This window comes from Pandoraea sp. B-6, from assembly GCF_000282835.1.
GTDB classification, from domain to species: Bacteria; Pseudomonadota; Gammaproteobacteria; order Burkholderiales; family Burkholderiaceae; genus Pandoraea; species Pandoraea cepalis.
This window is the reverse complement of record NZ_KB290536.1, coordinates 94,978-117,897: the sequence shown is the minus strand read 5'-3', so window position 1 is coordinate 117,897 and position 22,920 is coordinate 94,978. Positions and strand designations below refer to the sequence as shown.

Annotated in this window: 16 protein-coding genes and 1 pseudogene; 15 read left to right on the top strand and 2 right to left on the bottom strand. The window is 65.0% G+C overall.

Going from position 1 to position 22,920, the window contains the following annotated elements:
- Window positions 1-165: 165 nt before the first annotated feature.
- A complete protein-coding gene (locus A985_RS0115790; RefSeq protein WP_017234370.1) occupies window positions 166-2,187 on the bottom strand; it encodes an NADPH-dependent 2,4-dienoyl-CoA reductase in 2,022 nt (673 codons plus the stop codon).
- A 188-nt stretch (window positions 2,188-2,375) separates the two neighbouring features.
- Between A985_RS0115790 and A985_RS0115785 the strand changes: the two genes are divergently transcribed.
- The 3 genes from A985_RS0115785 (at window position 2,376) to A985_RS0115775 (ending at window position 5,247) form a co-directional block, all read left to right on the top strand.
- On the top strand, window positions 2,376-2,945 hold the full coding sequence (locus A985_RS0115785) for a PadR family transcriptional regulator (RefSeq protein WP_017234369.1): 570 nt from the start codon (window positions 2,376-2,378) through the stop codon (window positions 2,943-2,945).
- 338 nt (window positions 2,946-3,283) lie between these two features.
- Window positions 3,284-4,228 carry a beta-propeller fold lactonase family protein gene (locus tag A985_RS0115780; protein WP_232424646.1) on the top strand — a complete coding sequence of 315 codons (945 nt, stop codon included), beginning with the start codon at window positions 3,284-3,286 and terminating at the stop codon, window positions 4,226-4,228.
- A gap of 11 nt (window positions 4,229-4,239) precedes the next feature.
- The gene (locus tag A985_RS0115775; protein WP_017234367.1) at window positions 4,240-5,247 is read left to right on the top strand and encodes a sterol desaturase family protein; all 1,008 of its coding nucleotides are present in this window, start codon (window positions 4,240-4,242) and stop codon (window positions 5,245-5,247) included.
- A 57-nt stretch (window positions 5,248-5,304) separates the two neighbouring features.
- On the opposite strand, the gene A985_RS0115770 is transcribed toward A985_RS0115775, so the two are convergent.
- Window positions 5,305-5,898, bottom strand: coding sequence for a molybdopterin-dependent oxidoreductase (locus A985_RS0115770; RefSeq protein WP_026132024.1), 594 nt, complete (start codon window positions 5,896-5,898; stop codon window positions 5,305-5,307).
- A 345-nt stretch (window positions 5,899-6,243) separates the two neighbouring features.
- On the opposite strand from A985_RS0115770, the pseudogene metE reads away from it, so the two are divergent.
- From metE to A985_RS29350, 12 genes and pseudogenes are all read left to right on the top strand, one after another.
- A pseudogene (metE, locus tag A985_RS25760) lies at window positions 6,244-8,543 on the top strand (5-methyltetrahydropteroyltriglutamate--homocysteine S-methyltransferase).
- A 382-nt stretch (window positions 8,544-8,925) separates the two neighbouring features.
- Window positions 8,926-9,585 carry a response regulator transcription factor gene (locus A985_RS0115760; protein ID WP_017234365.1) on the top strand — a complete coding sequence of 220 codons (660 nt, stop codon included), beginning with the start codon at window positions 8,926-8,928 and terminating at the stop codon, window positions 9,583-9,585.
- Window positions 9,582-10,949: a HAMP domain-containing sensor histidine kinase gene (locus tag A985_RS0115755; protein WP_017234364.1), complete on the top strand. Its 1,368-nt coding sequence runs from the start codon at window positions 9,582-9,584 to the stop codon at window positions 10,947-10,949. The genes A985_RS0115760 and A985_RS0115755 overlap by 4 nt, the downstream gene beginning before the upstream one ends.
- Window positions 10,950-11,009: 60 nt before the next feature.
- Window positions 11,010-12,725 carry a glycosyltransferase family 39 protein gene (locus A985_RS0115750; RefSeq protein WP_017234363.1) on the top strand — a complete coding sequence of 572 codons (1,716 nt, stop codon included), beginning with the start codon at window positions 11,010-11,012 and terminating at the stop codon, window positions 12,723-12,725.
- Between the two features lie 317 nt (window positions 12,726-13,042).
- Window positions 13,043-16,216 (top strand): efflux RND transporter permease subunit, encoded by a 3,174-nt coding sequence (locus A985_RS0115745; protein ID WP_017234362.1) that lies wholly within the window; start codon window positions 13,043-13,045, stop codon window positions 16,214-16,216.
- Between the two features lie 12 nt (window positions 16,217-16,228).
- Entirely contained in the window at window positions 16,229-17,482 is a 1,254-nt protein-coding gene (locus A985_RS0115740; RefSeq protein WP_017234361.1) for an efflux RND transporter periplasmic adaptor subunit, read from the top strand.
- 8 nt (window positions 17,483-17,490) lie between these two features.
- Entirely contained in the window at window positions 17,491-18,945 is a 1,455-nt protein-coding gene (locus A985_RS0115735; RefSeq protein WP_017234360.1) for an efflux transporter outer membrane subunit, read from the top strand.
- Window positions 18,946-18,954: 9 nt separating this feature from the next.
- Window positions 18,955-19,629 carry a heavy metal response regulator transcription factor gene (locus tag A985_RS0115730; protein WP_017234359.1) on the top strand — a complete coding sequence of 225 codons (675 nt, stop codon included), beginning with the start codon at window positions 18,955-18,957 and terminating at the stop codon, window positions 19,627-19,629.
- A gap of 32 nt (window positions 19,630-19,661) precedes the next feature.
- Window positions 19,662-21,116, top strand: coding sequence for a heavy metal sensor histidine kinase (locus A985_RS0115725; RefSeq protein ID WP_083902326.1), 1,455 nt, complete (start codon window positions 19,662-19,664; stop codon window positions 21,114-21,116).
- Window positions 21,117-21,234: 118 nt separating this feature from the next.
- The gene (gene arfB, locus A985_RS0115720) at window positions 21,235-21,651 is read left to right on the top strand and encodes an alternative ribosome rescue aminoacyl-tRNA hydrolase ArfB (protein ID WP_017234357.1); all 417 of its coding nucleotides are present in this window, start codon (window positions 21,235-21,237) and stop codon (window positions 21,649-21,651) included.
- A gap of 95 nt (window positions 21,652-21,746) precedes the next feature.
- Window positions 21,747-22,061 (top strand): helix-turn-helix transcriptional regulator, encoded by a 315-nt coding sequence (locus A985_RS0115715; RefSeq protein ID WP_017234356.1) that lies wholly within the window; start codon window positions 21,747-21,749, stop codon window positions 22,059-22,061.
- Between the two features lie 26 nt (window positions 22,062-22,087).
- A partial coding sequence (locus A985_RS29350; RefSeq protein ID WP_369751583.1) for a type II toxin-antitoxin system HipA family toxin occupies window positions 22,088-22,920 on the top strand: 833 nt, incomplete at its 3' end.

The following is a 22,920-nucleotide window of genomic DNA, read 5'->3' as shown; positions in this document are numbered from 1 at the left end:
GTGACGGCGACAATCCACAGCGTGCCTCGGACACGTGACGCCCGGCACTTGGCGCCCACGCTTTGGCATTGCGACAACGCCGGCGGACGATAAACGAGCAGCCGAAATCGACGAGGCGCCATTGTCGCACAACGATCTGGCGCCGCCCGCGCTCGCCCGGCACCGTCACAGGTCGATCGCCACCTCGGTGCCCTGCTGGATCGCGCGCTTGGCGTCGAGTTCGGCCGCCACATCGGCCCCACCAATGACATGCACGCGTGCACCCGCCGCCCGAAGGCCCTCGGCGAGCTCGCGCAACGGCTCCTGTCCGGTGCACAGCACTACGTTATCGACGGGCAGAACGTGCGGCGTGTCGTCGATGGTGACGTGCAAACCTTCGTCGTCGATCCGGCGATAGGTCACCCCGGGGATCATTTCCACGCCGCGATGCTTGAGCGCGGTGCGGTGAATCCATCCCGTGGTCTTGCCCAGTCCGTCGCCCACCTTCGAGGTCTTGCGCTGCATCAGGTAGACCTTGCGAGGCGACGTCTGCGGCACTGGCGAGCGCAGGCCGCCGGCATGCGCGTAGGCCGGGTCGATGCCCCACTCCGCGTAGAACTTCGCCGGCACGAGCGTGGCACTCTCTCCGGCTTGCGTGAGGAACTCGGCCACGTCGAAGCCGATGCCACCTGCCCCGATCACGGCGACGGTCTTGCCGACCGATGCCCCGCCACGCAGCACATCGATGTAACTGAGCACCTTGGGGTGATCCAGTCCCTCGATAGCAGGCCGACGCGGCACGACCCCGGTGGCCAGCACGATGTCGTCGTACCCGCCGTCGACCAGCGACGCCACCGTCGCACGCGTGTGCAATTGCACGTTGACGCCCGCGGCATCCAGTTCATGACGGAAGTAGCGCAGGGTCTCGAAAAACTCCTCCTTGCCGGGAATCCGCTTGGCCATGTTGAATTGCCCGCCGATCTCGGCATCGGCTTCGATGAGCGTGACGTCGTGTCCCCGCCGCGCCGCGACGGTTGCCGCCGCCAGACCTGCGGGGCCCGCGCCGACGACGGCCACACGACGCGTGCGCCCGGCCGTCTCGATGCGCAGTTCCGTCTCATGGCACGCGCGCGGATTGACCAGGCATGAGGTGATCTTGCCGCTGAACGTGTGATCGAGACACGCCTGATTGCAGCCGATGCACGTGTTGATCGTCTCGGCGCGGCCGGCCGCCGCCTTGTTCACGAACTCGGGATCAGCCAGCAGCGGGCGCGCCATCGACACCATGTCCGCTTCGCCGTCGGCAAGAATGCGTTCGGCCACGTCCGGCATGTTGATGCGGTTGGTCGTGACGAGCGGAATGCCGACGTGCCCCTTGAGCTTGCCGGTGACCCATGCGAATGCGGCGCGCGGCACGCTCGTGGCAATCGTCGGGATGCGGGCTTCGTGCCAGCCGATCCCCGTATTGATCAGCGTCGCCCCGGCCGCCTCGACCGCGCGGGCCAGTTGCGCCACTTCCTCGAAGGTGGACCCGCCTTCGACCAGGTCGAGCATCGAGAGGCGGTAGATGATGATGAACTCGCGCCCCACGCGCTCGCGCACGCGGCGCACGATCTCGACGGGGAAGCGGATCCGGTTCTCATAGCTGCCGCCCCAGGCGTCGGTGCGATGGTTGGTGCGGGCCGCAATGAATTCGTTGATGAGGTACCCCTCGGACCCCATGATCTCGACCCCGTCGTATCCGGCCTGCTGCGCGAGCGCGGCGCAGTTGACGAAGTCGCCGATGGTCGCCTCGACCTCGTCGCTCGTCAGTTCGCGCGGCTTGGCGGGCGTGATAGGCGCCTGCAATGCGCTGGGCGCGACCAGATCGGGATGGTACGCATAGCGCCCGAAATGAAGAATCTGCAAAGCGATCTTGCCCCCGGCGGCATGCACGGCCTGCGTTACGACACGGTGCTTCTCGGCCTCTTCCCCGGTGCTGAGCTTGGCGCCGCCCGCATAGGGCCGACCGGCGTCGTTCGGCGCGATGCCCCCCGTCACCATCAACGCCACGCCGCCACGCGCCCGTTCCGCGTAAAACTCGGCCATGCGGGCAAAGCCATTGCGCGCCTCTTCGAGCCCGACATGCATCGAGCCCATCAGCACACGGTTGCGCAACGTCGTAAAGCCCAGATCCAGGGGTTGCATCAGGTGGGGATAGCCGCTCATCGTTGTCTCACTTGTCATTCGGCGCGGGCCGCAGGTTTTGGCAGGGACTACCCGGCAAGCACATGACGCGTCGTTCGCGCGTCTTTGGTTTATGCAACCGGTTGCATAGTTCGAGGGCGATTTTAAGGGGGCGTTGCCCACTATGCAACTGGTTGCATAGTCTAAATAGAGTCCCTACACTGCCGGACATGCCGCTTGCCCACGCCCTGATGACCTCGTTGCTGGAGAAATCGTCCTCCGGATACGACCTTGCTCGCCGTTTCGACAAGTCGATCGGCTTTTTCTGGCATGCCAGCCATCAACAAATCTACCGCGAACTGGCGCGTATGGAGGCGTCCGGCTGGATCGATTCGATGGCTGCGCCGGATGGCGGGCGCACGCGCAAGCGCGTCTACCGCGTGCTCGACGCCGGGCGCGATGAATTGCTCAACTGGGCCGCCACCCCCACGGCCCCCGCCGATCTGCGCGACGATCTGATGGTGCGACTGCGTGCCGATGCCGCCATCGGGCCGCTCGGCCTGCAGCCGGAATTGCAGCGGCGCGCGGCACTCCACGCCCAAAAGCTCGCTGCCTACCAGGCCATCGAAGCGCGCGACTTTCCCCCGGACGAGGCGCTAACGCGCGCCGCCACACTGCAACGGCACATTCTGTTACTTGGCGTGCGGTATGAGCAAGGCTGGCTCGACTGGACGCGCGAGGCGCTGGCCCTGCTGGAAAAATGGGATGGCGTGGCACCCGCCGATGCGCCTTCCGCCTGACAAGACGCGGCGTGAGCCTACGCGCTTGGGGAGCGGATAAGTTTTATCGGACTGCGGCATCCCGCCGCTTCGCGCCACGTTTCGGCCAATGTCGCACCCTGTCTCCCCACTTCGTCCGCCGATATCCCGTCTTGCCGTGTTTCGTCCCGTCTCGTCCCATTTTTCTGTCAACGCGCCGGGCACGTGGCGCGTTTAACGAAGGAATCGACGCATGGCTTACCGGCCCTGCGTTACTGTCCTATGCCCCACCTCAGGCTCTCATGGCGTTCTCTTTCAAGTTTTCCCGGCTGAGCGGCCGTGCCCACACCCTGGCGACGCTTTCGGTCGTGGTCGCCGCGATGCTCCCGCTCTCGCCCGCGCATGCCGGCACCGTCATCGTGCTCGATTCCGGCGCAGCCCAGCTTTCCCTCATCGATCAGGCGTCGCACAAAGTCGTCGGCACCATGCCGACGGGCAAGGAGCCGCATCACCTGATGATCACCCCCGACAAGCGTTCGTTGATCGTCGCGAATTCGGTCTCGAACAGCCTGATGTTCCTCGATCCGAACACCGGCAAGCTGCAACGTCAGATCGCGGACATCGAAGACCCGTATCAGCTCGCGTTCTCGCCTGACCGCAAATGGTTCGTCACGACGGCACTGCGCCTTGACCGTCTCGACGTGTACCACTATGACGGCCAGAACTTCTCGATCGCCAAGCGCATTCCGCTGGCCAAGACACCCAGCCATATGACCTTCACATCGGACAGCAAGACCGTGTTCGTGACGGTGCAGGACACGGGCGAGCTGGCCGCCATCGACCTTGCGACGCAAACGGTGAAGTGGCGCATGGCGCTTGGCAAGACGCCTGCGGGGCTCTGGATGACACCGGGCGACAAGTACCTGCTCGTCGGCATGACGGGGGAAGACGATGTGGCCGTGGTCGACTGGCGCACGCAGAAGATCGTCAAACGCATTCCGACGGGACGCGGCGCCCACAACTTCCGCTCGCTCGCCGATGGCCGTCACATCGCCGTGAGCAACCGTGTCGAGAGCACGATCAGCATTCTCGATTACGAGTCGCTGACCAAGGTGGGCGATATCACCGGCCTGATGCCAGGGCCGGACGATATGGAATTGTCCGCCGACAAGCGTTATCTTTGGGTGACATTCCGGTTTGCGCGTCATGTGGGGGTGATCGACTTGACGACGCGCAAACTCATCGACCGAATTGCCGTCAATCGATCGCCGCATGGTATTTTCTTTGCTGATCGCGCGCCCGTACTTTCGCCGAATCCGGACTGACGAGACCCCAGATGATTCAGGAAGCCATCAACTTCGTAGACAGCGGCATCGCCGCTGCGCAGACGCTCGTCTACGTCGATGGGGTGCAGCCGCTGCTGTTCCACTTCAACCTGATGGGCTACGCCGACGATATCTATGACGCCTTGTATTGGGTGCTCGTCGGAGTCTTCCAGATCGGCGTAACGTATGCCCTGCTGCGTCCGCTCGAGGCGTTGCGTCCGGTCGAGCAGTGGCAGGATCGCCGCCAGGTGCGCGCCGACGTGATCTACACGTGGATCGCCAAGCTCGGCATTCTCAATCTGCTCTTCTTCATGGTGCTGCAACCGGTCTTTAACGCGCTGCAGAGCCAGATGGTGATCCACGGGCTGCCGAACGTCCAGTTGGACGGCTTGTACCCGGGCGTGACGGATCAACCGCTCGTGACGTTCCTGCTCTACCTGATCGTGCTCGACTTCGCGGGCTACTGGTACCACCGCTGGCAGCATCGCTTCGGCGTCTGGTGGGAACTGCACGCGGTGCACCACAGCCAGCAACAGATGTCGATGTGGACGGACGACCGCAACCACTTCCTCGACAACATGCTGCAAGCCGCCTTCTTTGCGTCGATTGCGCTGTTCATCGGCGTGCAACCCGCGCAATACGTCGTGCTCGTGGCTGTGGGGAATTTCTTGCAGAGTGTTCAGCACGTGAATGCACGGCTACCGTACGGCCCGGTGCTCGAACGTCTGATCGTGAGCCCGACGTTTCACCGTCGTCATCACGCCATCGGCTACGGGCACGAAGGCACTCGGTACGGCTGCAACTTCGGCGTGCTGGTTCCCTGGTGGGACGTGGTATTCCGTACCGCCTCCTGGGAACGCGCCGTGGAGCCGACCGGCATTCGCGACCAACTCCCCGCCCCCGAAGGCCGTTCGCGCCGGTATGGGATGGGCGTGATGGCGCAACAACTGCGCGCGTTCGGACGCATCGCCAAGCGTCTCACCCTGCGTCGCCCGGCCTTCAGCGCCGACGCTTCCTGACCCGCGCCATCCCGAGAACCGATACGTCGTGACCCGACGCGATATCGCGCGGCCGGTTCAGGTGATGGCGTTGACCTGGATGTGATAAATGCCCCACGGGCAAAGCGCGAACTGTTCCTTAAGCGGTTTGCCCGCCAGCAAAGGGATTGCGGCCGGATCGTAGACGGCCCACAGTGGCCCCAGACCACCGAGTGCCAGCGGCTTGTCGTCCAGATGCGTGGCAAGCAGGAAGCGATACTCGCGCAATTGCGCCAGCGTGGTCGCGACGATATACCCGTCGATGGCGCGCAACAGCACCTGCGTCTGTGGATTGGCGGGGGCGCCGGCCTGCTCAAGAACATCGGACAGACGTGGGCCTCGCAGCTTGTGGGGCCTGGCATCGTATTCCAGCGTCGGACGGATGGTCTGCGCGGGCAGGCGCGTCAGCATGCCGAAGTCGAGCGCATACGCGGCGTCGAATTTCACCAGTTGCTTGTGAAAAAGTTGATCCAGCGCGGGATCGACAGGCCCACGGTTGTGATGCCCGATAGCACCACTGATCGTGACGAGCGGCGTGGTCGCGGACGATCCTGGCGGAACGGGCGCCTTGGCGAACACGGGTACCGATGCGCCGAGTGCTGCGGCACCGGCGAGGAATTCACGTTTCTTCATGACGTTGGCGAAGTCAAGGGACGGACAGGCTCCGCGCGAGCGTACCATCGAATCCGCCCGGTTCGCCATCGGCCGACGTCTCAGCCCTCCACGACTTCGGCCTGCATGTTCCCCCAGACGCCCCTCCCGAGCGTCGGCGTGCTGGGTGGCCATGTCCCTCGTTCAACGACACTCGCTCTCCTCGAAGGGTTGCAAGGCGTCCGGCGCGCGCTCTGTGTCAGCCGAATCCCGAACATGAAAATAATTAACGTTAATCCAAAATAAGACCATTTTCATTCATGTATCGGAACCTCTATGATCGTCGTCACGATTTCATTCATCCGGCGACAAGCGTCATAAGAGACCATGGCAAAGACACACAATCTGGGATTTCCGCGCATTGGCGCGAAGCGTGAACTGAAGTTCGGTCAGGAAGCGTATTGGAAAGGGCAATCGTCGCGCGACGAGCTGACAGCGCTCGGCGCATCGTTGCGCCTGCGTCACTGGCAGGATCAAGCCGCCCTGGATCTGGCGCCCGTCGGCGATTTCTCGTTCTACGACCACGTCCTCGACATGAGTTTCACGCTGGGCAATCTGCCGGAACGCGTGCAAGGCTTCCACGGCGATGCGCTGGACAACTACTTCCGCGTCGCCCGCGGCCGGTCGGCCCATGGTGCCGAAGCGCACGACGCCTGCTGCGGCGGCGTCGCCGCAGGGGAAATGACCAAGTGGTTCGACACGAACTATCACTACATCGTCCCCGAATTCTCCGCCGCCACGACATTCGCGCTCGACGCCTCACGTCTGGTCGGACAACTCGCGCAAGCCCGTGCTGCCGGCGTGAAGGTCAAGCCCGTCATCATCGGCCCGGTCACCTACCTGTGGCTCGGCAAAGCCAAGGACGACAGCGACAAGCTCGCCCTGCTGCCGCGCCTGCTGCCGGTCTACGTGAAGCTGCTCGAGACGCTCGCCGCGCAGGGCGTCGAATGGGTGCAGATCGACGAGCCGATCCTCGTGACCGAACTCGGCACCGAATGGCAGTACGCCTTCGAGGCAGCTTACGCCGCGCTCGCCGCCGCCCCGGTCAAGCGCCTGCTCGCCACGTACTTCGGCGAACTGCAGGAGAACCTGCCGCTGGCCTGCCGCTGGCCTGCGGATTGCCCGTCGACGGCCTGCATCTGGATGCCGTGAATGCCCAAAGCGAAGTCGCCAAGGTCATCGACGCCCTGCCCTCGGATGCAGTCGTGTCGCTTGGTGTGGTCAACGGCCGCAACATCTGGAAGACCGACCTGACCGCCGTGCTCGACTGGCTGGAGCCGGTCGCCCAGGCATTAGGCGATCGCCTGTGGGTCGCACCGTCGTGCTCGCTACTGCATGTGCCGGTGGATTTGGACAGCGAGCAGAACCTCGATGCCGAAATCCGATCATGGCTGGCGTTCGCCAAGCAGAAGCTCGCCGAAGTGACGGTCGTGGCGCGCGCCATCAACGAAGGCCGCGACGCCTTGCGCGCCGAGCTCGCCGCCAATGCCGCCGCCATCGCCAGCCGTCGCGCCTCGCCGCGCGTCCACAATCCGGCCGTCAAGGCTGCGGTGGCAAAGATCGAAGCGTCGCTGGGCCGTCGTCAGCACCCGTACGCCGTGCGCGCCGAGAAGCAAGCCGCCGCGCTGAACCTGCCGAGTTATCCGACCACGACGATCGGCTCGTTCCCGCAAACGTCCGAAATCCGTGCTGCGCGCCGCCAGTTCAAGGCCGGCGAACTGGATCAGTCCGGTTATGTCGCCGCGATGCAGGCCGAAATCGCCCGCAGCGTGCGCGAACAGGAGGCCCTCGGTCTCGACGTGCTCGTGCACGGGGAAGCGGAGCGTAACGACATGGTCGAGTATTTCGGCGAGCAGCTTGACGGCTACGCCTTCAGTCAGTTCGGCTGGGTGCAGTCATACGGGTCGCGTTGCGTGAAGCCGCCCATCATGTTCGGGGATATCCGCCGCCCGAAGGCCATGACCGTCGAGTGGATCCGGTACGCGCAATCGCTGACCCGCAAACCGATGAAGGGCATGCTGACCGGGCCGGTCACGATCCTGAACTGGTCTTTCGTGCGCGACGATCAGCCCCGCTCGGTGTCGTGCTACCAACTGGCGCTGGCGATTCGCGAGGAAGTGCTGGATCTGGAGCGAGCGGGCGTGCGCGTGATCCAGATCGACGAGGCAGCCCTGCGCGAAGGCCTGCCGCTGCGCCGTGCGCAATGGCAAACGTATCTGGACTGGGCCGTCGAGTCGTTCCGCATCACCGCGAACGGCGTGCAGGACGACACCCAGATCCACACGCATATGTGCTATTCGGAGTTCAACGACATCATCGCCTCCATCGCCGACATGGACGCCGATGTCATCACCATCGAGACATCGCGCTCCGACATGGAACTGCTGGATGCCTTCGATTCGTTCCAATACCCGAACGAAATCGGACCGGGCGTCTACGACATCCACTCGCCGAATATCCCGACGCAGGCGCACATCGTGTCGCTCATGCGCAAGGCGGCCGAGCGCATTCCGGCTTCGCGTCTGTGGGTCAACCCGGACTGCGGCCTGAAGACGCGCCAGTGGGCGGAAGTGATTCCGGCACTGCAAAACATGGTGGCGGCCGCAAAGACGCTGCGCGCGCAGTAAGCGGCCTCCCGGCGAAAGGGTTCGAGAGGGTCCGGTCTGGCGCCAGACAATCATTTCAAACGCATGGGCCGGCACTAGCCGGCCCGCTGGCGTTGGGTCGCCGTATTTGTCTCCCGATCCGCTGTGAAACGACGCCAACCGGCCTCAGCGATGCCGCACGACTAAGCCGATGCGGTCCCGTCATGGCGAGGTTACGTGAAAAAACCTTGCTAAGTCATTGATTAGCTATTGGTTTGCATGGCATAGTCGCGCGGACGCACCTCGTCGCGGACTAAGTTTCTCCTAATTCTCGCGCGCTATCGTGCGCCCGTGCCGTCCTGCGTGACGAGCGGGGTATCAGGCGTTCGTCTGCGTGGCGACGTCGGGAAGCGTTCGGAAAACCATGCGGATATTGCTCGTAGAAGACGACACCATGATCGGTGAGGCCATGATGCAGGCGCTCAAGGACGCCTCTTATGCGGCCGACTGGTGTCGTGACGGCGACGCCGCCCTGGCGGCGCTGGCCGCGCACAGCTACGACCTCATGCTGCTCGACCTCGGCCTGCCCGGGCGAGACGGCTGGGAGGTGCTGCGGGCGCACCGCGCGGCGGGAGGACGCACGCCCATCATCGTGGTGACGGCCCGCGACGGTGCCGACGACATCATCCACGGGCTTGATCTGGGCGCCGACGACTTCGTCGTGAAGCCGTTCGAAGTGGGCGAGTTGCTTGCGCGCATGCGCGCCGTGATCCGCCGGCAGGCGGGCGTTGCCGCACCGGTGCTCACGAACGGCGCGCTGGTCCTCGACCCCGCCACCCACCAGGCCAGTTACGGCGAGAACCAGTGTGTGCTCTCGGCACGCGAATACGCCCTGCTGCACGCGCTGATGCTGCGCCCGGGCACGATCCTCTCGCGCGACGCGCTGGAGCACCGCCTCTACGGGTGGGGCGAAGAGATCGAAAGCAACATGATCGACTTCCTGATCCATTCCATTCGCAAGAAGCTCGGGGCGGACGTCATCCGCAACATCCGTGGTGCGGGCTGGCTGGTGCCCAAGCCATGATCATGATGCGTTCGCTGCAGTCACGACTGGTGGTCACGCTCTCGGCCTGTGCGCTGGGACTGGCCATCGTCGCGGGCTTCGTCTCCTACGCGGCGGCCTTTCGCGAGGCCTACCGTTTCCAGGACGATCAACTGCTGCAACTCGCCGCGCTCGTCGACACCCGCAATCTCGCCGAGGCCGACAGCGCCATGCATGGCCTGCCGGTCGAGGATCACGACTACCGTCTCACGGTACAGCGGCTCGGCGGCAGCTTCCCGGTCACGCTGGCCGACGGCTTTCACACGGTCAATACGGGCGACCACACCTGGCGCGCCTTCGTGCGCACTATCGAGCCGGAGCTGCGTATCGTTGTCGCCCAGCCAACGGAAGGACGCAACGAGATTGCGCGTAACAGCGGCCTGCGCACCGCGCTGCCCTTCGTGGGGTTCGTGCCGTTGCTCATCGGCGCCATCGTCGTGACGGTGCGCCGCGCGTGGCGACCGGTGCAGCGCTTGGCCGACGATGTCGACACCCGGCGCGATACCGATCTGCGCGGCCTCGACGCGCAAGACGCGCCCACGGAAATCGAGCCGTTCATCGTGTCGATCAATCGTCTGCTGGCGCGACTCGCCAAGGCGCTCGACGAGCAGCGCCGGTTTGTGGCCGACGCCGCGCACGAATTGCGCTCGCCGGTGACCGCTTTGGTGATTCAGTCCGAGAACCTCGACCGGGCACTCGACCCGGTGCCCCTCGATACCGAGACGCGCAATCGCCTGACCAAGCTCAAGAGCGGGCTGCGCCGCACACGCGCGCTGCTCGAACAATTGCTGACCCTCGCGCGCGCCCAGAGCGCCCCGACGGTCGCCGCCACGCCGCTCACGCTGCTGCCCGCCGTGCACGAAGCGCTCGAAGACGTGTTCGTGCTGGCGGACCGCAAGCAGATCGTGCTCGACCTGGTCGATACGTCGCAGGCCACGCCCGGCCGCCCCACGCTGCGCGTGACGGGATCGAAACGCGATATTGTCACGCTGCTGAGCAATCTTGTCGGCAATGCCGTGCGCTATACGCCGGCGGGCGGCAGTGTCGGCGTGCGCCTGTCGGCCACGGCGGCCGAGGTGGTCATCGACGTGATCGACTCGGGGCCAGGCATCGACGCCGACAAGCGCGAGCGCGTATTCGATGCGTTCTACCGCGCGAGCGACCAACGCGAGGCCCGCGATCACGGCGGCGAAGGCACGGGCCTGGGCCTCGCCATCGTGCGCGCGATCGTCGACCGCCTCGGCGGTCGGGTGACGCTGGCGGATGCCCGTCCGACTCCGCCGCGCGGCTTGCATGTGCGTGTGACGCTGCCTAACCCCGATGCCGCCGACAACACCGGCGCCTGAACGTCATGCGCCTTATTCACGACACTTACCTCATTCAACAAGACCGGAAACCTCCCATTCATGTCCATACGCCCTCAACGTGACGCCGGGCTGGAACCCTGGCCGATCTCTCCCGCCGCCCTGCTCTGGCTGCTGGCCACATTCGCGCTGGTCTGGTTCGGCGTATTGAACCTGCGCCATCTGGTGCCTAGCGACGAAGGCCGCTACGCCGAGATGGCGCGCGAAATGCTGGCGACCGGCGATTGGGTCACCCCGCGCTACAACGGCTATCTATACTTCGAGAAACCGCCGCTCCAGACCTGGATGAACGCGCTGACGTTCATGATCTTCGGACTGGGCGACTGGCAGGCGCGTCTGTGGACCGCATTGACCGGTTTCGGCGGCGTGCTGCTCGTCGGTTATACCGGCCGTCGGGTGTTCGGCGCGCGCGCGGGCTTCTTTGCCGCGCTGGCACTGGCGAGTGCCCCGCTGTGGAGCCTGCTCGGCCACTTCAACGTGCTCGATATGGGCGTGTCGTTCATGATGGGGCTGGCGCTGTGCGCGCTGCTGCTGGCGCAACGCCCCGGGCTCACCGACACGCAGGTCCGCAACTGGATGTGGCTGTGCTGGGCGGCGATGGGCCTGTCGATCCTGAGCAAGGGGCTGATCGGCGTGGTGTTGCCCGGTGCGGTCCTCATCATCTACACGCTGATTTCACGCGACTGGGCCCTGTGGAAGCGTCTGCACCTTGCGAGCGGCCTGATCGTGATGCTCGCCGTCACCGTGCCGTGGTTCGCCGCGGTCATGGCGCGCAACCCGTCGTTCTTCGAATTCTTCTTCATCAACGAGCACTTCAACCGCTTCCTGAAGCCCGATCACCATCGTCCCGGCGCGCTGTGGTACTTCGTGCCGGTGCTGATCATCGGCTTCCTGCCATGGCTGTCGATGATTCCGCGCGTCGTGTCGGCGTCGCGCGCTGCACCGCGTCAGGCCAATGGGTTCCGTCCGGTACTGATGCTCACGGTCTGGGCCGTGTTCATCTTCTGCTTCTTCTCGGTGTCGCACTCGAAACTGCTGTCGTACGTGCTGCCGGTCGCGCCGGCCCTGGCACTGCTGATCGGGCTGGGGCTCGCGGGCATCTCGCGCGAGTCGCTGCGCAAGCACCTCGTCGTGTCCGCCGTGCTGTTCGTGGCGACGATCGTGACGTGCCTGGTCTTTCTCTCCCATCACTCCGATAGTCGCAACCCGGTCGAAGCCTACCGCACCTTCTCGTACTACCTTTACGCCGCCAGCGTCGCCGGACTGATCGGCCTCGCCATCGCGCGCTGGCTGAGCACGCGCAGCACGAAGCAGGCGCTCGTCGCCTTTGCCGGCGCGTGGCTGGCGTTTGCGATGATCGGCGGTTCCGGGCATGAAGCCTTCGGGCGCAGCAGCTCCGGGATCGATCTGGTGCCGGCCGTGCGTGCGGAAATGGATCGCCTGGGACCGGACACGCCGTTCTACTCCGTCGGCACGCTCGACCACACGATGCCGTTCTACCTGCGTCACACCATGATCATGGTCGCGGTGCAGGACGAACTCGAATTCGGCATCTCGCAAGCGCCGGATAGCTGGATCCCGACGCTCAACAAGTTTGCCGACGTCTGGATGGCGGCGCCCAAGGCGCTTGCGCTGGTCGACCCGCAAAAGTTCACCGTGCTCGAGACGCTCGGTCTGCCGATGAAGGTCATCGCGCGCGACAACCGTCGCGTCATCATCGAGAAGCCGACGACCGACACACCGCCGGCCGCCAACTGAGCGCGGCCGCGCCGAGGCAGGAATGGCTGGGGGACGCGTTGCCCCCAGCCATTTTTTTTGCGCGTCTCGTTCAAAGCGCAACACACCGTAATATGCCACGCCCCTCGTCGTGACCACGCACAGCGCCTTGTTGGAAAAGGCTGTGCGGCCGGTGCCGAGATTTCTGTCAATTTCGCCACTTTCGCGCCATTTTGGCGTTGGGGGTGCGCCCCTACCATGGCGACATTCCTTCCGGGACCGGTGCCGCGCCATGGCGCACGCGCTCCGGACGGCCCTTGCCCCGTAAGTCTGCGACTGCGCCCGAGCGCGTCTGAACCATGTGGATTGTCAACGTTGCGCTCAAGCGGCCCTACACGTTCATCGTGATGGCCATCCTGATCCTGCTCGCTACGCCGCTCGCGCTCATGCGCACACCGGTCGACGTGCTGCCGGAGATCAACATTCCCGTCATCAGCGTCATCTGGACCTATAACGGCCTGGCAGCACAGGATGTCGCCAACCGGATCATCTCCGGCAACGAACGCGGACTGACGACCACCGTCAACAATATCGAGCACATCGAGTCGCAATCGCTGCCCGGCATCGGCATCATCAAGATCTTCCTCCAGCCGACGGCGAACCTCCAAACGGCCATCGCCCAGGTCGTGGCGATCGAGCAGGCGCAGGTCAAGCAGATGCCGCCGGGCGCCACGCCGCCGCTCATCATCAGCTACTCGGCCTCATCGATTCCGGTAATGCAGCTCGGCTTGTCGAGCCCCAGCCTGTCGGAACCCGCGCTCAACGACACGGCGCTCAATTTCCTGCGGCCGCAGTTGGTGACGATCCCGGGGGCCGCCGTGCCCTATCCGTATGGGGGCAAGACGCGGCTGATCTCCGTGGACATCGACACGCGCGCCTTGCTCGCCAAGGGATTGACGGCGCAGGACGTGGTGGCTGCGGTCAACGCCCAGAACCTGATCCTGCCGACCGGCACAACGAAGATCGGCCCGCGTGAGTACAGCGTCGACATGAACGGGTCGCCGGCCACGGTCGAGGGCCTGAACAACATCCCGGTGCGTACGGTAAACGGCGCCACGACCTATCTGCGCGAAGTCGCGCACGTGCGCACCGGCTTCTCGCCGCAGACGAACATCGTGCGCCAGAACGGCCAGCGCGGCGTGCTGATGTCGGTCATGAAGACGGGCGATGCGTCCACGCTGTCGGTGGTCGACTCGCTCAAGGCCCTGCTGCCCGAAGCGCGCGCCGCGCTGCCGCCGGATCTGCACATCTCCGCGCTGTTCGATCAGTCGGTGTTCGTGAAGGCAGCGGTGCAAGGGGTGATTCGCGAAGCGCTGATCGCCGCCGCGCTCACGGCCGCCATGATCCTGCTGTTCCTCGGCAACTGGCGCAGCACCTGCATCATTGCCATCTCGATCCCGCTCTCGATTCTGTCGTCGCTGCTCGCGCTGCATGCGCTCGGTCAAACGATCAACATCATGACGCTGGGCGGATTGGCGCTGGCCGTGGGGATCCTGGTCGACGACGCGACGGTGACCATCGAGAACATCGAGCGCCATCTGCATATGGGCACGCCGCTGCACCAGGCGATTCTCCACGGTGCGGGCGAAATTGCCGTGCCTGCCCTGGTCTCGACGCTATGCATCTGTATCGTGTTCGTACCGATGTTCTTCCTGACGGGGGTGGCTCGCTACCTGTTCGTGCCGCTCGCCGAGGCGGTCGTGTTTGCGATGCTGGCCTCATACCTGTTGTCGCGCACGCTGGTGCCCACGCTCGCGATGCTGCTCATGGGACACGCCCGCGCGGCCGATCCGAACGCGGCGCCCGGGGCGTTCCGGCGCGTCTATCTGCGCTTCGACGCCGCCTTCGAGCGCATGCGCGCCGCCTACATCGCCGTGCTCTCGATGCTGCTGGTACGCCGGCGCGTATTCGCCACGGGTTTCCTGGCGTTCTGCGTGCTGTCGATGGGGCTGGTGTTCGCGTTGGGGGCGGATTTCTTCCCGAGCGTGGACGCGGGCAACATCCGGTTGCACATGCGCGCGCCCACCGGCACGCGCATCGAGGAAACGGCGCGTCTGGCCGATGAAGTCGAAAAGGTCGTGCGCGAGATCGTGCCCGCCAACGAACTCGAAACGATTCTCGACAACCTGGGCCTGCCCTACAGCGGTATCAATCTCTCGTACAGCAACGCGGGCACCATTGGCACGCTCGACGGCGAAATTCAGATCGCGCTCACCCCCGACCATCACCCGAGCACAGGCTATATCGACAAGCTTCGTGCGGTGCTGCCGCAGCGCTTCCCCGGCGTCGAGTTCTTTTTTCAACCGGCCGACATCGTCACGCAGATTCTCAACTTCGGGCTGCCCGCGGCCATCGACATTCAGATCAGCGGCGCTCGACAACTGGCGAATTTCGACGCCGCGACGAAGCTCCTCAAGCAGGTGCGACAGGTGCCCGGCACCGTCGACACGCATATCCAGCAACGGATCAACGCGCCGACGATCCACCTGAACATGGACCGCACGCGCTTGCAGCAGCTGAACCTGAACGCCAACGCCGTCGCCCAGAACGTGCTGATCTCGCTCTCCGGCAGCTCGCAGACGTCGCCGGGCTTCTGGTTCAATCCGCAGAACGGCGTGGAGTACAGCCTGTCGGTGCAATCGCCGCAGTACCGTATCAGCTCCCTCGACGACTTGCTGCGTCTGCCGGTGGCGGGCACGACCAACAACGGCCAGCCGCAACTGCTCGCCAACTTCGTCACGGTCGAGCCGACGCAGCGCTTCGCGGTGGTCAGCCACTACAACATCCGGCCGGTGATCGACATCTTCGTGAGCGTGGAAGGCCGGGACCTGGGAAGCGTCGCGCGCGATATCGACCGGCTCGTGGCCCAGGCGCGCACGGACTTGCCGCGCGGCAGCCAGATCACGGTACGCGGCCAGGTCAGCACGATGCAAAGCTCGTACCTTGGGCTGGGCCTGGGCGTGGCGATGGCCATCGTGCTCGTCTATTTACTGATCGTGGTGAATTTCCAGTCGTGGGTCGATCCGCTCATCATCGTGAGTGCCCTGCCCGCCGCCCTCGCGGGCATCGTCTGGATGCTGTTCCTGACCGGCACACGGCTCTCGGTGCCCGCGCTCACGGGGGCCATCATGACGATGGGCGTGGCCACGGCCAACAGCATTCTCGTGGTGGCCTTCGCACGCCAGCGCATGGAAGCGGGCATGGCGCCACTCAAAGCGGCGCTCGAAGCCGGGGCGAGCCGAATCCGTCCGGTGTTGATGACGGCGCTCGCCATGATGATCGGCATGGTGCCGATGGCCCTCGGTCTCGGCGAAGGTGCCGAGCAGAACGCGCCGTTGGGCCGCGCGGTGATCGGCGGCCTGCTGTTTGCCACGGTCTCGACGCTCTTCTTCGTGCCGCTGGTCTTCGCCGGCGTGCATACGCGACTCGCGCGACGCAAGGCACGCCGTGCCGAACCCAATACCCCATCCTGACGGGGGCCCCCCATGACCGAAAAACATCACGCCGAACTGGCCATTCCCGAACACAATTCCGCCGACGGCCGGCAGTTGCCCCCGCGACAGGGCGAATTCCGGCGCGCCAGGCGCGTGTTGATCGTTGTGGCCGTGTTGCTCGCGGCCGGTGCGGCACGCACGACGATCTCCAATGCGCTGCAACGTCGCGACGTCGCCAAGGCCACAGCCGAGAACGCCTTGCAATATGTCAGCGTCGTCACGCCACAACCGACGCCGGCAAGCGAAACGCTGTTGCCCGCCACGTTGCGCGGCGCGGTCGAGTCGCCCATCTATGCCCGAGCGACCGGTTATTTGCGGCGGCGATACGTGGACATCGGTGCCCGCGTCAAGCAGGGTCAGTTGCTGGCCGAACTCGATACCCCCGAAATCGATCAGGAACTCGCTCAGGCGATCGCCCAGCGCAACCAGATCGATGCCAGCCTTGGACTTGCGAAATCTTCGCTCGCGCGCTGGCAGCAACTACGTCAGCGCGACGCCGTCTCGCAGCAGGAACTCGACGAGCGCCAGAGCACGTACACGCAGGGTATCGCCAACCTGGCGGCGGCCGACGCCAATGTCAAACGGCTCCAGCAACTCGAGTCTTTCAAGCGAATCGTCGCGCCGTTCGACGGCGTGATCACCCAGCGCAACGTCGACATCGGCGATCTCATCGATGCGGGCAGCGGCAACAGCCGCGCACTATTCTCGCTGGCGCAGACGGATCCGCTGCGCGTCACCGTGCAGGTGCCGCAGGCCTATGCACAGAGCGTGAGCGTCGGTCAGCCCGTGGTCGTGACGCAAGCCGAACTGCCCGGCATGCACTTTCAAGGCAAGATCACGCATGTGTCCGGCGCCATCGACGTGGCGACCCGCTCGCTGCAAATCGACGCCGCCCTCCCCAATCCCGACGGAAGGCTGCGCCCAGGCGCTTATGTGCAGCTTGCGCTGCCAAGCGCCGTGCAAGCCCATCTGAGCGTGCCGGCCAACGCCCTGCTGTTCCGCGCCGAGGGGCCGCGCGTGGCGGTCGTGGACGACCAGGGTGTCGTGCATCTCCACAAGATTGCGATCGCGCGCGATCTGGGACAGTCGCTGGAATTGTCTGCCGGGGTCTCCCCGACCGACCGTGTCATCGTCAATCCGAGCGATTCGATCGACGACGGCGATCAGGTGCAGGCCAAAGCGCTGGCGGTCAAGACCGCCCCGGCGGCCAAACCCGAAGGCAAGGCGCCAGGGGGCCAGTCGTGAACGCCCCAATGCGCGGCGCGCGCTCTGGCATCGCGCTGCTCGCCGTCGCCACATTGCTCGGTGGGTGTGCGATCGGCCCCGATTATCGTCGGCCTGACGTCGCGGTGCCGCCCGACTGGAAGACGGACACCGGGTGGCAGCTCGCCCAGCCGGCGCACGCGGCGCTGCAGCCGGATTGGTGGAAGGCTTTCCGCGACCCGGTGCTGGAGGCGCTCGAAGTGCAGGCGCTCGCGCAGAACCAGACGCTCGCCGCCGCCGTGGCGCATTACGACCAGGCCCAGGCGACGCTCTCCGGCACCTCGGCACAACGGCTGCCGGAAGTCGACGCGTCGGTCGGTCTGGCGCGCCAGCGCGTCTCGGCAAACCGGCCGGTCACGAGCTATACGTCGACCAGCATGTCGACTGTTCAGAACAATGTGCAGGCGGGTCTGGGTGTGAGCTACGACACCGATCTGTTCGGCCGCCTCCGTCGTCAGGTCGAAGGGGCGCGCGCCTCCGCCGAACAGGCGGGGGACGATCTGGCCAACGCGCGTCTGGTGCTCACGACACAGCTGGCCACCGCCTACGTCCAGCTACGGGCCGCCGACGACGAAATCAAGGTGCTCGACGAATCCGTCGCGCTGCAACGCAAGGCGCTCGACTACGTGAGCGCGCAGCACGATCTTGGCGCCGTGTCGGGTCTGGATGTCCTTCAACAACAATCGGAACTCGACACCACGCGGGTACAAGCGCGTCTGCTGCATCAGCAACGCGACCAATACGAGCATGCGATCGCCGCGCTCGTCGGCGTGCCCGCCCCGGCGTTTTCGGTGCCGGCGGGGACGCTGCCCGCCACGCTGCCGGTGATTCCGGTCGGGGTGCCAAGCGACATTCTGCAGCGCCGCCCGGACGTGGCATCGGCCGAGCGCGCCATGGCGGCGGCAAACGCCCAGATCGGCGTGGCGAAGGCTGCGTTCTTCCCCAGCCTCACGCTCAACCCAGGCATCGGTTGGCAGAGCACGGAATTCGCCAATCTGCTCTCGGCGCCGAGTCTGCTCTGGACGCTGGGCACGCTCGCCACGCAAGCGGTCTTCGACGGCGGTCGGCGTCAGGCAAATGTGGACTTTGCGAGTGCGGGATACCGTGCCGTCGAGGCGAATTACCGACAGACCGTGCTCTCCGCGTTCCAGCAGGTGCAGGACGGCGTGACCGGCCTGTCGGTGCTCGACGCCGCCGCGCGCGAATCGCACGCGGCTGTCGTCGACGCGCAACGACTCCTGAGTCTGGCCAACGACCGCTACTCGGGCGGGCTCACGGCCTATCTGAGTGTGATCACGGCGCAGCAGGGGCGCCTGGCGAGCGAGCGCCAGGATGTTCAGATCCGTGCTCAGCAATGGGTCCTGTCGGTGGCGCTGGTCAAGGCGCTGGGCGGCGGCTGGCAACCGTCGGAGCCCGGCGCCGACTCGTATAATGCGCAAAGATGAGGTGGCGAGATGAAAGTATTGATCGTTGAAGACGAACACAAGGTCGTGGACTACCTGCGCGCCGGGCTGACCGAGCAAGGCTGGGTGGTCGATGTCGCGCTCGATGGCGAGGAAGGCATGCATCTGGCGCTGGAATTCGACTACGACGTGATCGTGCTCGACGTCATGCTGCCCAAGCGCGACGGCTTTGCCGTGCTCGGCGCGCTGCGCGAGCGCAAGTCCACGCCCGTCATCATGCTCACGGCCCGCGATCACGTAAACGACCGCGTGCGCGGCCTTCGCGAAGGTGCGGACGACTATCTGACCAAGCCCTTCTCGTTCATCGAGCTGGTGGAGCGCCTGCACGCCCTCGCCCGTCGCACGCGAGTGCAGGAATCAACGCTGGTCTCGGTCGGCGACCTCTACGTCGACCTGATCGGTCGCCGCGCCACGCGCGATGGCCAGCGGCTCGATCTGACGGCCAAGGAATTCCAGTTGCTGTCGGTGCTCGCGCGCCGGCAAGGCGACATCCTGTCGAAGACGGCCATCACCGAACTCGTCTGGGACGTCAATTTCGACAGCCACACGAACGTGGTCGAGACCGCGATCAAGCGATTGCGTGCCAAGCTCGACGGGCCGTTCCAGTCCAAGTTGCTGCACACCGTGCGTGGCATGGGCTACGTGCTGGAGGTCCGCGAGGCCTGAGTGCCGCGCGTCGTTGCCATGTCATTGTCATCGTGAGCCATTCGATCTCCCGCCGCCTCGCCGCCATGTTCGCGATCGTGGCACTGTCGGTGTTCGCCATGGTCGGGGCCGGCCTCTTCCTGATGCTGCGCATCCAGTTGGAGCGGCATCTGCGCGAATCGCTCGACGATCGGGCCCAGATCGCCCACATCATCGTCTATCACGGCGCCACGCCGCAGAAGTGGCAGATCGTGCGCGAAAAGCTCAGCGACATGACGCCGCGCGACGGTGCCACGACCTATGCGGTGACGAGCGACGACCCGAATTACACGTTCGGCAAGCCCTTGACCGGCATGTTCGTCAAACGCCTGGCCAACGGCTACGTTCGGTTACGCCCCGATGGCGGGGGCGACGACATGCTGAGCACGCGCGAGATCCTGCCGCCCTATGGCACGCGTCCGGCCGTCACCCTGCAGGTGGCCGCCAGCTACTCGCGCAACGAGCGCACGTTGCGCGCCTTCGGCCTGGGACTCGCGGTGCTCTCCGCGCTAGGCTGCCTGAGCGTGCTGCTGCTCAGCTATTGCGCGACACGACTGGGCCTGGCGCCGCTCACACGCCTGACGCGCGAAGCGTCCGAGATCCGCCCTGACAACCGTTCGCAACGGCTCGACACGCGTTCATTGCCCGTCGAACTCGACGATCTGGCACATTCTTTCAACGGCGCCCTGGCGCGACTCGATAGCGCGTACGAACGCCTGGAATCGTTCAATGCCGACGTTGCGCATGAACTGCGTACGCCAGTGACGATTCTGATCGGGCAGACGGAAGTGGCGCTCACGCGAGAGCGACCGGTCGAGGATTTGCGAGCGTTGCTGCAATCGAATCTGGAAGAGCTGGGGCGCATGCGCACGATCATCAACGACATGCTGTTCCTCTCGCGTGCCGATCAGGGCGAACGGGCCACGGGGCTGAGCACGGCGTCGCTCGCGAGCGAGGCGGCGCACACCCTGGAGTTTCTGGAGATTTTGCTGGAAGAGGCACAGGTCACGGCCCGCTTGCAAGGGAGCGCCGTCGCTCAAGTGAACAAGGCGCTGTTCGGTCGGGCGTTGGCCAACTTGGTGATGAACGCCATCGAGCATTGCGCCCCGGGCGCGAACATTGGTGTTCACCTGCGTATCCAGGCCGATGACGCCCGCACCGTGTGCATCGATGTCGTGAATCCCGGCCCGTCGATTTCGCCCGATGTGCTGCGGCACCTGTTCGACCGCTTCTACCGGGCGGAGGCGTCGCGCACCAACAGCCGCGAGAATCATGGCCTGGGGCTGGCCATCGTCAAGGCGATTGCCGACATGCATGGCGGCACGGTCTGGGCCCATAGCGCCAACGGTCTCAATACGTTCGGGTTCTCGGTGCGCGCCGACGCGGCGACCGGCGGGGATACAGACGCGGAGGCATCGAAGCGCGGTCACGGCCGAAACCTCCAGCCCGTCGGTCAAGGCACCGTTTGATCGGCGCCTCCGGCGCGCTGCCCTAGTCTCGCCCCACGCTCACCCCACGCTCACCTTGGCACGGCGCCGTCGTTCGGCGCGCTTGTGAGCGAGACGGTGAGAACGGTATCCTTGCCCCATGAACCGTCGCATTCTCATTGCTCCCGAAGACGTCGAACTCACTGCCATGCGCGCCCAGGGCGCCGGCGGCCAAAACGTCAATAAAGTCTCCAGCGCCATCCATCTGCGCTTCGACGTGATGCGTTCGTCCTTGCCCGACGATGTCAAATCGCGTTTGCTCTCCCGGCTCGACCAGCGCATCACTCAGGACGGCGTGATCGTCATCAAGGCACAGCAGCATCGCTCGCAGGAACTCAACCGGGCCGATGCCCTTGCGCGTCTGCAGGCGCTGGTCGATGCGGCAGCCGTAGCGCCGCGTCGGCGGGTTCCGACCCGGCCCACGCTCGGCAGTCAAGTCCGCCGACGAGACGCCAAACAAGGTCGCGCCCGCGTCAAGGCAACGCGTGGCAAGGTGCATGCGGGTCGCGAGGATTGATGATAACAATAACAATCTTTTAACAATAAAAGATCATCATTATTAGCTTTCATGGAAATTCTCTTGAGAAAATGCTAAGATAAAGCATCTTTTCCATGCAAAAGCACATCATGATGAGCTTCATTGCACCGCTGATCGCGGCACGCAAGGCAGCCGGCCTGACGCAGGCGGAACTCGCCGATCAGGCGGGGTTGTCACGCATGACCGTACAAAAAGTGGAGTCTGGCGCGTTCGATCCGCGCCTGTCGACCGTGCTTGAGGCCGCGCGCGCCCTCGGCCTCGAACCGATGCTGGTACCGGCGGGTCTGCGACAGGAGGTCGAAGCCTTTCTTCGCTCCGGCGGCAAATACCTCGCGCAACCCAGCGGCATCGCCGCCCCGCCCTCCATCGTCGAGACGCTTGCCGGCTAACCAGCCATGGGATCACGCCACTGCTCATGAACATCAAATACCTGCGCGCGTACCTGCACATGCCCGATGGAACACGCCGCCCCATCGGCTATCTGTCGCAGTACGGTGACATCCTGCGCATGTCGTTCGATGAAGACTACATCGCCGACGCCCAGCGGCCGGCGCTCTCCCTGGCCTACCGCGGCGCCAACGAGACGGCCACGCGAGCCATTCTCGCGTCGCCCCACGATGCGCGTCTCGTGCGCACCGACGGCCGTTGGCCGATGTATTTCGAGAACCTGCTGCCCGAGGGCCATAACCGCGAACGACTCGCCGCCGAGCGCCGCTGCAGCCCCGACGACGAGTTCGAACTGCTCGCCGCCGCCGGACACGACCTGATGGGGGCACTCGAGGTCGAGCCCGTGCCCTTGCGCGAGGGCGTGCCCGACATCGTGCATCGCTGGCACACGGCGCTTGGTCTGGAAATGGTGGAACCCGGTTTCGTTGATACGCCGGTGGAAGACGCCGCATCGCTACCCGGCGTGGTGACCAAGTTCTCAGCCGTTCGCGATGGACGGCGCTACGTCGTCAAGCGCCAGGGGCGCGCGGGCTCGGTCATTCTAAAGTTGCCGACGACGCGCCACCCGGATCTCGTGGAGAACGAATTCACCGGCTACCGACTGTGCGAGGCCCTCGGCCTCGATTGCGCGAAAGCCGAAATCATCTCGCGACGCGATGCCGACTTGCCCGAGCAGGTACCGTTCGAACATATCCTCGCCGTGCCGCGCTTCGACCGGCTGCCCGACGGACGGCGCGTGCATATGGAGGAATTCGCGCAGGTGCTGCAATATCCACCGCGCAGCAAGTACGGGCGCGGGCT

Excerpts from the sequence above, each read along its gene's own strand:
- A985_RS0115745 (WP_017234362.1), top strand. The coding sequence starts at position 13,043 with ATGTGGATTGTCAACGTTGCGCTCAAGCGGCCCTACACGTTCATCGTG.
- A985_RS0115750 (WP_017234363.1), top strand. The coding sequence starts at position 11,010 with ATGTCCATACGCCCTCAACGTGACGCCGGGCTGGAACCCTGGCCGATC.
- A985_RS0115735 (WP_017234360.1), top strand. The coding sequence starts at position 17,491 with ATGCGCGGCGCGCGCTCTGGCATCGCGCTGCTCGCCGTCGCCACATTG.
- A985_RS0115740 (WP_017234361.1), top strand. The coding sequence starts at position 16,229 with ATGACCGAAAAACATCACGCCGAACTGGCCATTCCCGAACACAATTCC.
- A985_RS0115790 (WP_017234370.1), bottom strand. The coding sequence starts at position 2,187 with ATGAGCGGCTATCCCCACCTGATGCAACCCCTGGATCTGGGCTTTACG.
- A985_RS0115760 (WP_017234365.1), top strand. The coding sequence starts at position 8,926 with ATGCGGATATTGCTCGTAGAAGACGACACCATGATCGGTGAGGCCATG.
- A985_RS0115785 (WP_017234369.1), top strand. The coding sequence starts at position 2,376 with ATGCCGCTTGCCCACGCCCTGATGACCTCGTTGCTGGAGAAATCGTCC.
- A985_RS0115755 (WP_017234364.1), top strand. The coding sequence starts at position 9,582 with ATGATCATGATGCGTTCGCTGCAGTCACGACTGGTGGTCACGCTCTCG.
- A985_RS0115780 (WP_232424646.1), top strand. The coding sequence starts at position 3,284 with ATGCTCCCGCTCTCGCCCGCGCATGCCGGCACCGTCATCGTGCTCGAT.
- A985_RS0115730 (WP_017234359.1), top strand. The coding sequence starts at position 18,955 with ATGAAAGTATTGATCGTTGAAGACGAACACAAGGTCGTGGACTACCTG.
- arfB (WP_017234357.1), top strand. The coding sequence starts at position 21,235 with ATGAACCGTCGCATTCTCATTGCTCCCGAAGACGTCGAACTCACTGCC.
- A985_RS0115770 (WP_026132024.1), bottom strand. The coding sequence starts at position 5,898 with ATGAAGAAACGTGAATTCCTCGCCGGTGCCGCAGCACTCGGCGCATCG.
- A985_RS0115775 (WP_017234367.1), top strand. The coding sequence starts at position 4,240 with ATGATTCAGGAAGCCATCAACTTCGTAGACAGCGGCATCGCCGCTGCG.
- A985_RS0115715 (WP_017234356.1), top strand. The coding sequence starts at position 21,747 with ATGCAAAAGCACATCATGATGAGCTTCATTGCACCGCTGATCGCGGCA.